Consider the following 14,083-nt stretch of genomic DNA (forward strand, 5'->3'; position numbering starts at 1 on the left):
CTTCTATATTTTCTTCTATATTTTCTTCTATATTTTCTTCTATATTTTCTTCTATATTTTCTTCATGTTGTTCATCTACTAATGTTAACTTATCATCTAATTCCTTGTCAATATCAGCTTCATTTGATAATTTAGATTTATCTTCAGCTTCTAATGAATTATCTAAATTTTCTTCAAAAAAATCTTCTTGCAGATTTAAATCATCTTCACTTAAACTTTCTTCATGCTCAGACAAATCAATACCAGCCAAAAGTTCATTTCCATCTAAAGGCATATCTTTATCAATTAAAACATCCTCATCAAAACTCAATTCATCTTCTTCTAAAGTACTATCCTTACTTTCACTTAAAGTTTTTTCATTACCCAAAAGTTCTATAAAATCAGTCGGTAAAAAAGGCTTATATAAACACTCTACGCCTTCTACTTGCTCTTGGTTTCTAGGCAATAAATAAATCAATCTATTGCATTTACTTTTCAATTCATCTAAATTAGCTTCAATATCATGATCTATGATGATAATATCATAAAATTCTTCAAGCTCTTCGGTACTTGCAAACTCTTCAAATTCATAACCTAGTTTTTGAACCCCCAAACTAATTAATTTTGAAACAGCTACATTAGAATTTATCAGCACAACCTTCATCTGTCATCTCCCAAGTTAAAGAAATGTATTATTTTAAAACATTTTTAATTATTTATTGCTTATATATTGAAAAACAATAACTCCATATGCTCAAAACTTTTTAACATTAAATTTTTAAAATACTGCATCATGATGAGTAAAATAGCAATAAGCACTGCAAAAGATAAAAATATCTTGATAGGATAACCCACCACTAAAAGATTAAATTGTGGCATAGTTTTCATAAGCATACCAAAAATAACATCTGATAATAAAGATATTGCTAAAATAGGAAAAGCCATAGAAAAACCGAGCACAAAAATATTTACCATAGCTTTATTCAAATAAAGCATTAAATTCTCATGCGGATAAAATCCACCCAAACTAATATAATCTAACGAACTAGATATAAAAAGCAATACCAAATGATGACCATCAAATGCTAAAAAAACCAACAATGCAAGCAAATTTAAAACTTGAGAAATTACTGGAGTATTAGCACCTGTAGCTGGATCTAAAATACTAGCCATAGAAAAACCCATGGTAAAAGAAATTTGCTCACCTGCCATTTGTAAAATGGCAAAAATCATTTGTAAAATTAAACCTGCAACCATCCCAAAAAGCACTTCACTTAAAAGATACAAAATAAAAAAAGAATCAGGTGTATTATTTTCAAGTTTTGCCAAAGGATATAAAAACATTGTTAAAAATAAAGCTAAAGTTGTTTTTACTACCAAAGGTATACTATTGTGAGAAAAAAAAGGGAAAAATACTATTAATCCACTCATTCTGGCAAATAAAAGCATGAAAATTACAACATTTTCATCGCCTAAATATTTAACAAATTCCATAATTACTTAAATGATAAATCCTATCACATTTTTTAGCAAGTTCTTGATCGTGAGTCACAAAAACTAAAGCTGCATTATTTTCTTTGACATAACTAATCAAAATATCTAACACATTTAAAGCATTTTTAAAATCTAAATTACCAGTAGCCTCATCAGCAAAAATGATTTTTGGTCTTTTACTTAAAACTCTAGCTATACTTACTCGTTGCTGCTGTCCACCACTTAATTTTGTGATCTTTTGATTCATTAAATCAACAATATCAAGTTTTTTTAATAACTCATAATCGATATTTTGCCTACTCAAAATACTTGCAAGCTCTATATTTTCAAAAGCTAAAAAACCTTTAAATAAATAATGCATTTGAAAAATAATCCCAAAATCTTTTCTACGAATTTCTAATAAAGCTTCATCATTTAAGGAATACAAATCCTGATTATTATAAAAAACTTTTCCTGATTGAGGTTTTAACAAGGTAGATAAAATATGTAAAAGAGTAGATTTGCCACACCCACTACTTCCACATATTGCAATACAATCTTTTGCATTTAAAGTAAAATTTAGATTTTCAAAAAGCGGAATATCAAAACTATGGCTTAAATTTTCCGCTTTTAAAAGTTCCATTTTTAACCAATTTGTGCAGCAACTTCAGCAGCAAAATCTTCAGTTTTCTTTTCTAGACCTTCGCCCACTTCAAAACGAATAAATTCTACTATTTTAATAGTTCCACCAAATTCTTTTTCTTTTTCTGCAATTACTTGCTCGACAGTTTTTTTATCATCCATCGCATAAAACTGTCCCATTAGGGTAAGTCTACCATCAAGCTGAGAATTATCCGCTATAAAGCTATTTAGTTTACCTGGGATAATGTTAGGCCAAATTTTTTCTGGTTTTCCTTGTGCTTGAAGTTCAGCTTTAATAGCTTCTTCAGCTTCTTGGATTATCTCTTGAGTTAATTGCTTTCTACTTGCAAATTTTGGAATTTTAAGCTCTGGCTTATTAGGATCTTTTAATCTTCTTCTTTCTTCATTTTCTTTTTCTAACTCTGCAACTAAAGCTTTATATTCATTTTCTACAAAATCCATATCAAGCTCTTCATAAGATAGATAACTTGGTTTCATTGCAGCAATATGCATACAAAGGTGTTTTAAAAATTCTCCACACTTATTAGCCGTAGCTTCACTATCACAAGCTGCAGCAATAATAACACCCACGCGTCCATTAGAATGAACATAACCATTTACCGCTCCACTAGCTCCAGCTTTTACAGTAGCAAATCTTCTTACAACTAAATTTTCACCTATAGTTGCAATTTGATTTTTTAAATATTCTTCAAATTTAACACCATTAATCTCGCTTGAATGCAACTGCTCAACATTTTGAAGGCTTTTAGCTTGAATATGTGCTGTTGTATCTTTTGTTAAAGCAATAAATTGTTCATTTTTAGCAACAAAATCAGTTTCTGAATTGATTTCACTTACAGTTGCGCATTTTAAATCATCGCTTACTTTTACACTTACCAAACCTTCAGCAGCTAAACGATCAGCTTTTTTATCAGCTTTTCCAAGTCCTTTTTCTCTTAAAAGTTGCACTGCTTTTTCAAAATCACCATCTGTATCTTTTAAAGCATTTTTACAATCCATCATACCTGCGCCAGTACTTTCGCGCAGTTCTTTTACCATTTGTGCAGTGATTTCAGCCATTATTCTTTATCTCCTTCAAAATCTTCTTCACTCATAGCTTCTTCTAAAACTTCTTTTTTTTCTTCTTCAGAGATTGGTTGTTCTTCATTTACTTCACCATCTTGCTCTCTTAAAGCTTTACCTTCATTGATTGCTTCAGCCATTTCTTGGCAGAAAAGTTGAACTGAACGAATCGCATCATCATTTCCTGGAATTGGGAAATCAACTAAATCAGGATCGCAGTTTGTATCTAGTGGAGCAACCACAGGGATTTTTAATCTATTAGCTTCTTGTACCGCAATTTTTTCTTTAACAGTATCAATAACAAAAATCATATCAGGTTGAGTTTTCATATATCTAATACCACCAAGATATGCTAGTAATTTTTCTTTTTTTCTAGTAAGCATTAAAGCTTCTTTTTTAGTTAAAAGTTTAATACTTCCATCTTCTTCCATTTTTTCTATAACTTCTAATTTTCTAATCGATTGGCGGATAGTTCCAAAGTTAGTCATCATACCACCAAGCCATCTATGATTTACATAAGGCATACCGCATTTTTCAGCATATTCTTTAATCGCTCCACCAGCTTGTTTTTTAGTACCAACAAATAAAATTGTCTTACCTTCTGCTGCAGCATCACGAACGATATTATATGTATATCTAAAGTATCTAAGTGTTTTTTGTAAATCAATTACATAAATACCTTTTCTTTCACCAAAAATAAATTTTTTCATTTTTGGATTCCATCTTCTTGTTTGGTGTCCAAAGTGTACACCGCACTCTAATAAATCTCTCATGCTTACCATGAAATTCTCCTTGAAATAAAATAATTAGGTTTATTCCTCCGCATTCTTTAACCCATAAGCAACCTAATAAGGAAATTAATGCGTGTGAAATGAAGAAACATTATATCAAATTTTATTTTATATTTAGCTTATTATTGAAGAAAAAGAACGCCACAAGGCGTTCTTTGAGTAAATTAGTGTAGTTTAGACCAAACTGATCTTTTCCAACCTATAGCAAAAATACTTAAGATAGCAAAGAATATCATAATATAAATTCCTGTTTGCTCTCTTTCTTCTTTTTTACTATCACCAACTTTTTCAAGATAATTAATAACTTGAGTTTGTGCTTTTTCATTTAAACCAACTCTTGGCATAGCAGTACCGTGAATTTTCTTTTGAGGTTCGTTAATGAAAATTTCAAGATAATGCGCGCCTTTAGAACGAATCATCATAGATAAATCTGGAGGCGTCATACCAAGATAATTTTTTAAATCACTCATATTTGAGCTTGAAACAAAGCCATCATATTTTACATCATGACATCTTCCGCAAGCATTTTCAAACGTATGTTTATTTTTAGCAAAATCAAATTCTTTTGCAATTAAAGCCGTTTTTGCTTGCTCTGAAAGCTCTTGATTTTTAGCATATTTTTCTTCTAAATCAGCTTTTAATTTTGCATCAAATTCTTTTTCATATTCACTAGCTGTATTTTTAAAGAATGCAATTAAGTCTGCTAAATCTTGATTATCTTGTGCTTCATCGCCACTTAAAGGATAAGCAGGCATTAAGAATGGATTTTCATCATTAAATTTATGTGAAATTTGCAAAGCTTTAACCGGATCAATGATAAGTGCGGTTAAAAATTTCTCATCATAAATAGCACCAGCATCACTTAAATCAGGAGGTGTTACACCTAAAGAAGAATCTGTAATAGTAGCAGGAATTCCGACAGCTTTCACACCATGGCATGCAATACAATTGCCTTCAAAAAGCTCTTTTCCTTTTTGTGCATTACCTTTGCTAAAATCGATTTTTGCGATTTTTTCCCATAATTGCTTAGTAGCTTCTTCTTGGCTTTTAGCAAGCTCTAATGCTTTTTGAGCATTAGCTATAGCTTTTTCACTTCCTGAAGCATTAGCATCCATTGCTGCTTTTTCTTTTAAAGCAACTTCACCTTTGGTAAATTCTGCATCAGCTTTTGCAAAGTCAAAATTAACCGGAGTTGAAGGAGGATTCATCACTGAATGCGCATAAGGCTCAACCCCCCAATAAACTAAACCTGTGAAAAAGACAACTACAAAAAATATTTTTAATTCTCTCATTATTAGCCCCTTTTTCTTTCCATGATAGTAATAATTGGTAAAACTACTAACAATAATAGTAAAAATACCATAGAAGCATAAAATCCTATCCAAGCGTTAATTCCTGTTGGAGGAAGCTTTCCATAAACTGTTAGTACAATTAAATCTATCAATAATACCCAAAACCATACAAAAAACATTGGTCTTTCGTGTGCTGGTTTTACAACATCACTTCTATCAAGCCAAGGTAACAAGAAGAAAATAATTTGTGCTATACCAAATGCTGCAAGTCCTATATCAAAAGCCTTAATGCTTCCAACATCAAAGAAAAATCCTCTTAAAACTTCATAACTCCATAAGAAATACCACTCAGGATAAATATGAGGAGGTGTTTTTAAAGAATTTGCTGGGTCAAAATTGATTGGATCCATTGCAAAATTAAATTTAAAACATACCAAGTAAAAGAAGAAAATCATAAATAAAGCAATATACATAAAATCTTTAGCTAAAAATCCTGGCCAAAAAGGAATAACTTTAGAACCTTTTGTATCGCCTGCTAAATATTTTTCAGCTTCTAAATCAAAATCAATTTCTTCTGAGATTTCATTGTTTACATGAGGAATTCTTAAAGAATAAAAGTGGAATGCAATAATTGCCAAAATTACAATAGGCAATAAACACACATGTAGCATAAAAAATCTAGTTAAAGTTGGATCAGAAACTGCAAAATCTCCTCTTATCCAAATAACCAATGCATCACCTATAAAAGGAATTCCACCAAAAAGCTGAGTAATAACTTGAGCAGCCCAAAAGCTCATTTGTCCCCAAGGTAGCATATACCCACTAAATGCTTCTGCTGAAAATACAACAAATAAAAGCATACCACTGATCCAAATCATCTCACGACCCTTTTTATAAGAGCCATAATAAATTCCTGTTAGCATGTGAATATATATGATTAAAAATACAACCGAAGCAGCCACACCGTGCATATGACGCCAAAGCCAACCATACTCTACTTCTTGCATGATAGTTTTATTTACACTATCAAAAGCTAAAGCCACATCTGGCTTATAATACATTACTAAAAATAAACCTGAAATAAATAAAATAGCAAAAAGAGTAGTTAAAATAACACCCATTGCCCATAAGAAGTTAATTTGTTTTGGTATCCAATATTGAGCCATTAAAACATTAAAAAGCCTATTTACAGCTAGTCTTTGATCAAGCCAATCTACAATACCATTTGCTTTTTTTATCTGTGCCATATTAAGCCTCCGCGATCATTTTTTTATATTCTGGACCTTCTTCGCCTAATACTAATTTTGTTCCATCAATTCTAAAAGGAGGAATGTCCAAAGGTCTTGGAGGAGGACCAAATACATTTTTACCACTGGTGTCAAATTCACCACCATGGCAAGCACACTTAAATAATTTTTCGCTTGGAGCGTAAGCTGGAATACAGCCTAAATGCGTACAAAGACCAATAACTACAGTATAAGCAACATCACCTACAACAACATCTCTATTGCTATCTTTTGCCATATCTGCATCTTTTTTTAAGATAAATATAGGCTTCTTACGCCATTCAATTGTTCTAAGCTCGCCCTCTTTCATGCCAGAAAGATCTACAGTAGTAATACCTGCTGCTTTTACACTTGGGAGTGGATCCCATGTTTTTTTCATTGCAACTAATGAAAAAGCACCACCCACAGCAGCTACCGTTCCAAAGGCAAAGCCCATAAAGCTTCGTCTACTTTCAGATGTAGCCATTTTACTTCCTTTGTTTTGATTTTTTTGTAAAACTTAGCAGTTTATCTAAAAAATGATAAATTTTTTCTTTGGTATAAAAAGCTTGATTTAAGATATATGGATATTTATTTAAAAACAAAAATAAATGTTTGTTTTAAATCATAACAATAGATAAATTTATTATTATCTATTGTTTTTTCATTTTGATATAAATATGTAAAATATCCAAAGCAGCAGGAGTAATACCGCTAATTTGCGAAGCAGCAAAAATAGTTGGTGGATTAAATTTTTGCAGTTTTTCCACTACTTCATTACTCAATCCACTCACACTTTTAAAGTCAAAATTTTCAGGGATTTTCAAATCATTTAAATTTTTCATTTTTTCAATTTGTGCTTTTTGCATTGCAATATAATGATAATACTTTGCTTCATTTAAAATTTCATTTAAAGAATACTCATCCATTTTTGCAAACATTTCATCTAAAGCTTTTAATTTTTCTATATTAAAACTAGCTCTTGCAACAATTTTTTGTAAACTCACTATTGAAGTGATCTTTTCCTCTTCAATGCTTTGTAAAAATTCATTATTTTGCTTACTTGGTGTCCATGTAGTTTGAAGTAAAAACTCAAGTCCTTTATCAACATTTTGTTTTATATTTTCAATATATGCATAATCTTCTTGACTTAAAAGTTTAAAATTATATCCATATTCTCCAAGTCTTAAAATGGCATTTTCTTCTCTTAAAAGCAGTCTATACTCAGCTCTTGAAGTAAACATTCTATAAGGCTCTTTAGTGCCTTTCATCACTAAATCATCAATCAACACCCCTATATAAGCCTCATCACGCCTTAACACAAAAGGATCTTTTTCATCAATTGCTAAAACCGCATTCACTCCTGCCATAAAACCTTGCGCAGCAGCTTCCTCATAACCAGTGGTTCCATTAATTTGCCCAGCACAATATAAATTTTTAATCTTTTTGGTTTCTAAAGTATGTTTTAGTTCTGTTGGGTCTATATAATCATACTCTATAGCATAGCCAAAACGCGTGATTTTAGCATTTTCAAAACCTTTTATACTTCTTAGCATTGCAATTTGCACTTCATAAGGAAGCGAGGTAGAAAAGCCGTTGATATAATATTCAGTCGCATCTTTAGTTTGTGGTTCTATAAATAAATGATGACTTTCTTTATCACCAAAACGATTAATCTTATCTTCTATAGAAGGACAATATCTTGGCCCTATACCTTCAATTTGCCCTGTAAAAAGCGGAGCACGGTAAAAATTACTTTTTATAATCTCATGTGTTTTTAAATTTGTTCTTGCTATATAACATGGAAGTTGATTGGGCTTGAAATTTTTTGTTTTAAAGCTAAAAGCTTTAGGGTTTTCATCTCCAGGTTGAATTTCTAAAACACTAAAATCAATACTTTTAGCATCAACCCTTGGGCAAGTTCCTGTTTTTAATCTTCCTACTTTTAAACCACTTTGTTTTAAGTAATCTCCCAAATTTACAGATGCAAGCTCGCCTACCCTACCTGCTTGAAGCTTGGTTTCACCTATATGGATAAGTCCGTTTAAAAAAGTTCCTGTTGTAAGTATGATTTTTTTGGCAAAATATGTATTTTCTAAATTAGTTTTAACGCCCTTAACTTCATCATTTTCTATAAGTAAAGACAAAGCTTGCTCTTGAGAAATTTCTAAATTTTCAAGTTTTAAAAGCTTATTTCTAGCACAAATTCTATAAGTATCCATATCAATTTGCGCTCTACTTCCGCGCACTGCAACACCTTTGCTTTCATTTAAAATTCTAAATTGAATTCCAGCCTCATCGGTAATTTGCCCCATAAGTCCACCCATAGCATCAAGCTCTTTTACCAAATGTCCTTTTGCTAAACCGCCTATAGCAGGATTACAACTTGCAGCACCAATTTGCTCGATTAAAGTAGTTAAAAGTAAAGTTTTTTTGCCCATTCTAGCAGCAGCAGCACTAGCCTCAACTCCAGCATGCCCGCCACCTATTACGATTATATCATACATATTTTGACCTCATTTTTATAAAAAGGCAAAAATTATATAATATTTTTTAAAATAAAATACTAAAAATACTTTTTGAAATTTAAAAGTTTTAGATAAAATCTCATAAAAATTAAAGGTATTGAATGTTTAATGGATTAATCCGCGAATTAGCCTTTGTCAAATCATATCAAAACAACACTTTAAGATTAAAAGCAAACTACAAACCAAAACTAGGCGATAGTATTGCTGTCAATGGTGCGTGTTTGAGCGTAACAAAACTTTTTGATGATGGCTTTAATCTTGAACTTTCTTATGAAACAAGAACTCACATAGCTATTGAAAATTTAAAAGATTATGTGCATATTGAACCTGCGCTAGCTTATGGCGATAGAATAGATGGACATTTAATGCAAGGACATATTGATGGTATAGGTGAAATTACTAATATTTCTAAAAAAGAAAACGGGGTTGATTTTTATATTAAATGTCCTGATGATATACAAATTTATATGGCAAATAAAGCAAGTGTAGCCATAGATGGAGTGAGCTTGACTATCAATGAAGTTTTAAAAGATGGTATTCGTTTAACTATTATTCCTATAACCTTTAATGAAACCTTGTTTAAAAATTACACCATAGGAAGACGTGTTAATATAGAAAGTGATCTTTTAGCAAGATATATACACAGACAATTAAATTATAAAAAAGAAATTTCATGGCAACAAATAGACAAAATTACATCACTTTATTAGAAAATGATTTTGCAAAAGCTTTTGTAGCCTTTGATCAAGATTATAATATTTTTAGAGCAAAAATTCATGATAATATTTTTCCTTGGGAAAATTCAATAAAAAAGTGTATATTTTTAAATCAAATTCATTCTAATATCATCACTCATTATAATAAAGATTTACATTTTAACGCTGATGGGATAATTAGCAATGAAAAAAATATAGCTTTGTGTATTTTAAGTGCTGATTGCTTGCCTTTGCTTTTATATGATAATGAAAATAAAGCCGTAGCAGCTTTGCATTCAGGTAGAAAAGGTTGTTTTGAAAATATCTTAAAAGAAGCTGTTTTAAAAATGCAAAAAAGCTTTAACACTCAAACAAAGAATTTAAAACTCATCATTTCAGCAGGAATTTGTGCTAAAAATTATGAAATTAATGGCGAGATTTTAAATTATAGCAAAGAAAATTTTGCACCTTTTTTACATGAAAATAAGCTTGATTTAAAAGCATTAGTTAAATTTCAAGCAAAAGAATTAGGTATTAATGATATTTTTGATATCAATCTTTGCACTTTTGATGATGAAAGATTTTTTTCTTATAGAAAAGATCAAACTCCAAAGCGCATTGTTAGCGTGATTTATTTAAAGGATTAAAATGTATGAAGTAAAAAATTTACTTGCTTTGAAACTTTTACAAAAGGCTAGAGAATTTGGCGATAATGACTTAAGCAATGAAGTTTTAATCACTCAAATGCTAAATCACACCTCACAAACTCTAAATCAAAACGATACTAAAAATTTAAATGAATTTATCACAACGCTTATAAATGCTAAAGAAAAAGCTAAAATGAGTAATAAATAATTTTAATTTTTCCAAGTTAAAATGAATTTTGTTCCTTTATTTAGTTCACTTTCTACTTTTATTTTTATATTATGCTCTTTACAAATTTTATCTACCAAAGAAAGCCCTATACCAAAACCACCTTGATTTTCATTAAATCTCGAATAACGCTCAAAAATGTTGGCCAAATTTTCTTTTGCTATACCACAACCACTATCTGTTATTATAAGTTTTTGCTCTAAAAGTTCTATTTTAATATAACCATTTTTTATATTATATTTTATAGCGTTATTAACAAGGTTATCAAACATTTTAAAAAATTGCTCTTTATTAGCATAAATTTTTCCATTATCTTCCAAACTAAGCTCTAGGTTGATATTTTTTTGCTCCAAAAATATCTTAAAATACTCCATTCTTTCTTTAATCAAATCTTTTAAAAATATCCAATCCTTTTTAGCCTCATAAACTTGAGAAAAATTTAAAAAAGTTAAATCTGAATACAAATGACTCAAAGTCAAAGCAGCTATTTTTACACGCTTTAAAGCTTTAACTTCTTCAAAATTCTTTTTTCTTTCTAAACCTTCTACACTCATTAATATCGCACTAATTGGAGTATTAATCTCATGAGTGGTATCTTTTATAAAATTATTTAAAAATCTTATTCTCATTTCTAAAGGCTTGAGTGCAAATTTTAGTATAAAATAAGCCATTATACTTACAAAAATCAAAGAAAAAACCATAGCCAAAGCTACTTTAAATCTTATAAATCCAAGTTCTTTGGAGATATCATCACCTTGTACTAAAACCCTCAAACGATTAACATCACCTAAGACCTCCAAAGCATCTTGTCCTTGAGTATTTGCAAGCAATAAATTATTTAAATTTACATCAGCTACATAAATTAGAGTGTTATTATTATAAATATTTGCGTTATTAAGTTTAAAAAATGTTGTTTGAGCAGGCAAGTCAAGATTAGAAAAATAAACTTTTGTTCTATCAAATATTGCAAATTTTATATTAGAAATTTGAGCAATTTTTCTAGCACCTTTTTCTATAGGCTCAAAACGTAACTTTTCCATTTGTAAAATTACAAAACGATGTTCTTGTCTTAATTTTATGCTATGTTCGGCTATTAATTCTTCTATTAACTTTGCATACCATACGCCAAAAAGTACTATAAGAACACTTCCTATACTCACTAAATACAAAGAAAGAATTTGCCATGCAACGCGCTTGGCTTCATACATAACAATACCCTCTTCCTCTTTGGTTGACAATACTATCTTTGCCTAAAATTTTTCGTAAATTTTTTACATAAGCTCTTAAGCTAAGCTCACTTGGCTCTTGATCATACTCCCAAATTTCTTCAAAAATGTAAGCAGTATCTATAAATTTACCTTTATTTTTTAAAAGCAAAGATAAAAGCTTTAATTCTTTTAAAGGCAGGGTTAAAGGTTTATCGTCTTGATATAAAGTTTGTGAAATAAAAGCAAATTTAAAACCATTTCCCAAGTCTTCATAATCTTCATTTTTATGAGCAAAAGAACGCTTTAAAATAGCATTAATTCTTATTTTTAACTCCTGCAATTCAAAAGGCTTTTTAATATAATCATCACAACCGCTTTCAAAACCTTTTTGTAAATCCATAGTAGTATTCAATGAAGTCATAAAAATAGCTGGAGTATATTTGCCAGCTTCTCTTAAATTTTTAAGCACGCTAAAACCATCACCTTGTGGAACTTTTACATCTAAAATCCATAAATCAAAATTTTTCTCATAAGCTTTATCTTGCGCATCTTGAGCATTATCGACTAAAGTAACCATAAAACCTTCTTCTTCTAAAAATTCACTAACAATTTCTCCTAAATTAATATCATCTTCTAACAAAAGAATTTGTGTAGCCATTTTTAACCTTTTTTTCATATTTTCTTAAAACATTATATTTTTTTTGTGTAAATTGAGTGTGAATTTAGTAGAATTAAAGCAAAATATTTATAAAATATTAACTATTTTATAATTTATACTGTTAGGATTTTTATGTTACCTGAATGGGATAAAAAATATAGCATTAATAATGAAAAAATTGATGAACAACATAAAAAACTTTTTGAACTTGCTGCTAGAGTTGAAGAAATTTCAGATAGACCAATTTATCAAGTAGAACTTAAAAAGATAGTTGCTGAATTTTTTCACTATATTAAAATTCATTTTCAAGATGAAGAAAACTACATGGCTGAAATTAATTATCCTTACTTAAACCAACATAAACTCATGCATAAACAAATCACAAAATCTATGATAAAACTCATACAAAGCATAAAAAGCACCAATGACCTAAAAGAAAAATTATACATAGTGGTTAATTCATGGCTTATAGAACATATCATTCAGCATGATATGATGATAGAGTATTGGAAACAAAGTACGCAAATAAAAAATTCTTCAGATAGCTTTGAAGAAGAAAAACCAAAAATAAAAAATTTCTTATATCAATGTCAATGTGAAGGAAAAACTCACAAAGTCCCTTATGATATTCATTTAAAAATGCAATATTCTAAAGTACAATTTAAATGCAAAGAATGCTCTGCTAATTTAATTTTATGCAAAGAAAAAACTGAAATTTAATAAAAATTAATCATAATTTAAAATATTGTAAATTATAATACATCAAGAACTCTCCCATAAACCAAACAAGGGGTTTTAGTATGTTACCAAAATGGTGTGACAAATATAGTATTCACAATGAAGAAATCGACAGGCAACACCAAAAACTTTTTGAACTTGCTGCCAATGTTGAGATGATTTCAGATAAGCCTATTCATAAAGGACAGATTAAATTTTTACTTGCGGATTTTTTCAATTACATGAAAGAACATTTTGCTGAAGAAGAAAAATATATGACAAAAATAGGCTATCCTGAACTTGCTAATCATCAAAAAATTCATAAAAGTATCATACAATCCATGATAGATTTAATTCAAAATATAAAAAGCACTAATGATTTAAAAGAAAAACTTAATATAATTGCATCCAAATGGCTTTTAGAGCATATTTTAAGAGAAGATATGAAAATAGAAAAATGGCACCAAGCCCAACTTAGCAAAAAAAACAAAAATACAAACTTAGGAGAATTGCAAGAATTTTATGAATACATTTGTTCTTGCGCAGATAAAATTCATAAAGTTCCTTATGAAATTCATCAAAAAATACAAACAACTAACACAAATTATAAATGTAAAGCTTGCCAAGAAGCAATAAGACCAAAATAAAGGCTAGACAATGAATAAAAGATACACTCTAACTCTTTCAGAAGAACTTTACGAGCGCTTAAATCAAACTGCAAAATTTTCTAAAAAGAAAAAGGCTGAAATTTTACGCAATGCTTTAGAAAATTATCTTGATGAAATGGAAGATTTCGTTCCTGCTATAGAGGCTTTAGAAGATTTAAAAGATGGAGATAGTAAAAAATTAGACAGTGTTATTAAAAAATTAAAATGCTAA

At 29.6% G+C, this 14,083-nt stretch carries 16 protein-coding genes and 1 pseudogene; 6 read left to right on the forward strand and 11 right to left on the reverse strand.

The genetic code is table 11. The annotated features are described in order from the left end of the window. The 9 genes and pseudogenes from L8X24_RS07620 to mnmG all read right to left on the reverse strand — a co-directional run. Positions 1 to 643: pseudogene (locus L8X24_RS07620) on the reverse strand (hypothetical protein); the annotation flags it as partial. A 59-nt stretch (positions 644 to 702) separates the two neighbouring features. Further along, positions 703 to 1,473 carry a flagellar biosynthetic protein FliR gene (fliR, locus tag L8X24_RS07625; protein WP_263664301.1) on the reverse strand — a complete coding sequence of 257 codons (771 nt, stop codon included), beginning with the start codon at positions 1,471 to 1,473 and terminating at the stop codon, positions 703 to 705. Further along, positions 1,460 to 2,095: an ABC transporter ATP-binding protein gene (locus tag L8X24_RS07630; RefSeq protein ID WP_263664302.1), complete on the reverse strand. Its 636-nt coding sequence runs from the start codon at positions 2,093 to 2,095 to the stop codon at positions 1,460 to 1,462. Before L8X24_RS07630 ends, fliR begins: the two co-directional genes overlap by 14 nt. A gap of 2 nt (positions 2,096 to 2,097) precedes the next feature. Next, complete coding sequence (tsf, locus tag L8X24_RS07635; protein ID WP_263664303.1) at positions 2,098 to 3,174, reverse strand: translation elongation factor Ts; 1,077 nt, start codon at positions 3,172 to 3,174, stop codon at positions 2,098 to 2,100. Then, complete coding sequence (gene rpsB / locus L8X24_RS07640; RefSeq protein ID WP_039626640.1) at positions 3,174 to 3,959, reverse strand: 30S ribosomal protein S2; 786 nt, start codon at positions 3,957 to 3,959, stop codon at positions 3,174 to 3,176. The genes tsf and rpsB overlap by 1 nt, the downstream gene beginning before the upstream one ends. Before the next feature lie 173 nt (positions 3,960 to 4,132). After that, positions 4,133 to 5,260, reverse strand: coding sequence for a c-type cytochrome (locus tag L8X24_RS07645; RefSeq protein WP_263664304.1), 1,128 nt, complete (start codon positions 5,258 to 5,260; stop codon positions 4,133 to 4,135). Positions 5,261 to 5,262: 2 nt separating this feature from the next. Continuing rightward, positions 5,263 to 6,507 carry a cytochrome b gene (locus L8X24_RS07650; RefSeq protein ID WP_263664305.1) on the reverse strand — a complete coding sequence of 415 codons (1,245 nt, stop codon included), beginning with the start codon at positions 6,505 to 6,507 and terminating at the stop codon, positions 5,263 to 5,265. 1 nt (position 6,508) lies between these two features. Further along, positions 6,509 to 7,012: a ubiquinol cytochrome c oxidoreductase, 2Fe-2S subunit gene (locus L8X24_RS07655; protein WP_039618773.1), complete on the reverse strand. Its 504-nt coding sequence runs from the start codon at positions 7,010 to 7,012 to the stop codon at positions 6,509 to 6,511. A 166-nt stretch (positions 7,013 to 7,178) separates the two neighbouring features. Further along, positions 7,179 to 9,032 (reverse strand): tRNA uridine-5-carboxymethylaminomethyl(34) synthesis enzyme MnmG, encoded by a 1,854-nt coding sequence (gene mnmG, locus L8X24_RS07660; protein WP_263664306.1) that lies wholly within the window; start codon positions 9,030 to 9,032, stop codon positions 7,179 to 7,181. A gap of 122 nt (positions 9,033 to 9,154) precedes the next feature. On the opposite strand from mnmG, the gene ribE reads away from it, so the two are divergent. From ribE to L8X24_RS07675, 3 genes are read left to right on the forward strand one after another with little or no spacing between them, the layout of a single operon-like run. Further along, entirely contained in the window at positions 9,155 to 9,763 is a 609-nt protein-coding gene (gene ribE, locus L8X24_RS07665) for a riboflavin synthase (protein WP_039618779.1), read from the forward strand. After that, complete coding sequence (pgeF, locus tag L8X24_RS07670) at positions 9,727 to 10,395, forward strand: peptidoglycan editing factor PgeF (RefSeq protein ID WP_263664307.1); 669 nt, start codon at positions 9,727 to 9,729, stop codon at positions 10,393 to 10,395. The genes ribE and pgeF overlap by 37 nt, the downstream gene beginning before the upstream one ends. A 1-nt stretch (position 10,396) precedes the next feature. Beyond that, positions 10,397 to 10,603, forward strand: coding sequence for a hypothetical protein (locus tag L8X24_RS07675; protein WP_263664308.1), 207 nt, complete (start codon positions 10,397 to 10,399; stop codon positions 10,601 to 10,603). A 2-nt stretch (positions 10,604 to 10,605) separates the two neighbouring features. On the opposite strand, the gene L8X24_RS07680 is transcribed toward L8X24_RS07675, so the two are convergent. Next, on the reverse strand, positions 10,606 to 11,859 hold the full coding sequence (locus L8X24_RS07680) for a sensor histidine kinase (protein WP_263664309.1): 1,254 nt from the start codon (positions 11,857 to 11,859) through the stop codon (positions 10,606 to 10,608). Continuing rightward, complete coding sequence (locus L8X24_RS07685) at positions 11,822 to 12,487, reverse strand: response regulator transcription factor (RefSeq protein ID WP_263664310.1); 666 nt, start codon at positions 12,485 to 12,487, stop codon at positions 11,822 to 11,824. The genes L8X24_RS07680 and L8X24_RS07685 overlap by 38 nt, the downstream gene beginning before the upstream one ends. Before the next feature lie 132 nt (positions 12,488 to 12,619). Here L8X24_RS07685 and L8X24_RS07690 point away from each other — a divergent pair, with 132 nt between their 5' ends. From L8X24_RS07690 to L8X24_RS07700, 3 genes are all read left to right on the forward strand, one after another. Beyond that, a complete protein-coding gene (locus tag L8X24_RS07690) occupies positions 12,620 to 13,207 on the forward strand; it encodes a bacteriohemerythrin (RefSeq protein ID WP_263664311.1) in 588 nt (195 codons plus the stop codon). Positions 13,208 to 13,287: 80 nt separating this feature from the next. Then, positions 13,288 to 13,851 carry a bacteriohemerythrin gene (locus tag L8X24_RS07695; RefSeq protein ID WP_263664312.1) on the forward strand — a complete coding sequence of 188 codons (564 nt, stop codon included), beginning with the start codon at positions 13,288 to 13,290 and terminating at the stop codon, positions 13,849 to 13,851. A 10-nt stretch (positions 13,852 to 13,861) separates the two neighbouring features. Beyond that, positions 13,862 to 14,083: a ribbon-helix-helix protein, CopG family gene (locus tag L8X24_RS07700; protein WP_263664313.1), complete on the forward strand. Its 222-nt coding sequence runs from the start codon at positions 13,862 to 13,864 to the stop codon at positions 14,081 to 14,083.

This window comes from Campylobacter sp. CNRCH_2015_0814 (assembly GCF_025772765.1).
Lineage (GTDB): Bacteria > Campylobacterota > Campylobacteria > Campylobacterales > Campylobacteraceae > Campylobacter_D.

Excerpts from the sequence above, each read along its gene's own strand:
- ribE (WP_039618779.1), top strand. The coding sequence starts at position 9,155 with ATGTTTAATGGATTAATCCGCGAATTAGCCTTTGTCAAATCATATCAA.
- pgeF (WP_263664307.1), top strand. The coding sequence starts at position 9,727 with ATGGCAACAAATAGACAAAATTACATCACTTTATTAGAAAATGATTTT.
- L8X24_RS07630 (WP_263664302.1), bottom strand. The coding sequence starts at position 2,095 with ATGGAACTTTTAAAAGCGGAAAATTTAAGCCATAGTTTTGATATTCCG.
- L8X24_RS07650 (WP_263664305.1), bottom strand. The coding sequence starts at position 6,507 with ATGGCACAGATAAAAAAAGCAAATGGTATTGTAGATTGGCTTGATCAA.
- tsf (WP_263664303.1), bottom strand. The coding sequence starts at position 3,174 with ATGGCTGAAATCACTGCACAAATGGTAAAAGAACTGCGCGAAAGTACT.
- L8X24_RS07700 (WP_263664313.1), top strand. The coding sequence starts at position 13,862 with ATGAATAAAAGATACACTCTAACTCTTTCAGAAGAACTTTACGAGCGC.
- rpsB (WP_039626640.1), bottom strand. The coding sequence starts at position 3,959 with ATGGTAAGCATGAGAGATTTATTAGAGTGCGGTGTACACTTTGGACAC.
- mnmG (WP_263664306.1), bottom strand. The coding sequence starts at position 9,032 with ATGTATGATATAATCGTAATAGGTGGCGGGCATGCTGGAGTTGAGGCT.
- L8X24_RS07645 (WP_263664304.1), bottom strand. The coding sequence starts at position 5,260 with ATGAGAGAATTAAAAATATTTTTTGTAGTTGTCTTTTTCACAGGTTTA.
- L8X24_RS07690 (WP_263664311.1), top strand. The coding sequence starts at position 12,620 with ATGTTACCTGAATGGGATAAAAAATATAGCATTAATAATGAAAAAATT.
- L8X24_RS07655 (WP_039618773.1), bottom strand. The coding sequence starts at position 7,012 with ATGGCTACATCTGAAAGTAGACGAAGCTTTATGGGCTTTGCCTTTGGA.
- fliR (WP_263664301.1), bottom strand. The coding sequence starts at position 1,473 with ATGGAATTTGTTAAATATTTAGGCGATGAAAATGTTGTAATTTTCATG.
- L8X24_RS07695 (WP_263664312.1), top strand. The coding sequence starts at position 13,288 with ATGTTACCAAAATGGTGTGACAAATATAGTATTCACAATGAAGAAATC.
- L8X24_RS07675 (WP_263664308.1), top strand. The coding sequence starts at position 10,397 with ATGTATGAAGTAAAAAATTTACTTGCTTTGAAACTTTTACAAAAGGCT.
- L8X24_RS07685 (WP_263664310.1), bottom strand. The coding sequence starts at position 12,487 with ATGGCTACACAAATTCTTTTGTTAGAAGATGATATTAATTTAGGAGAA.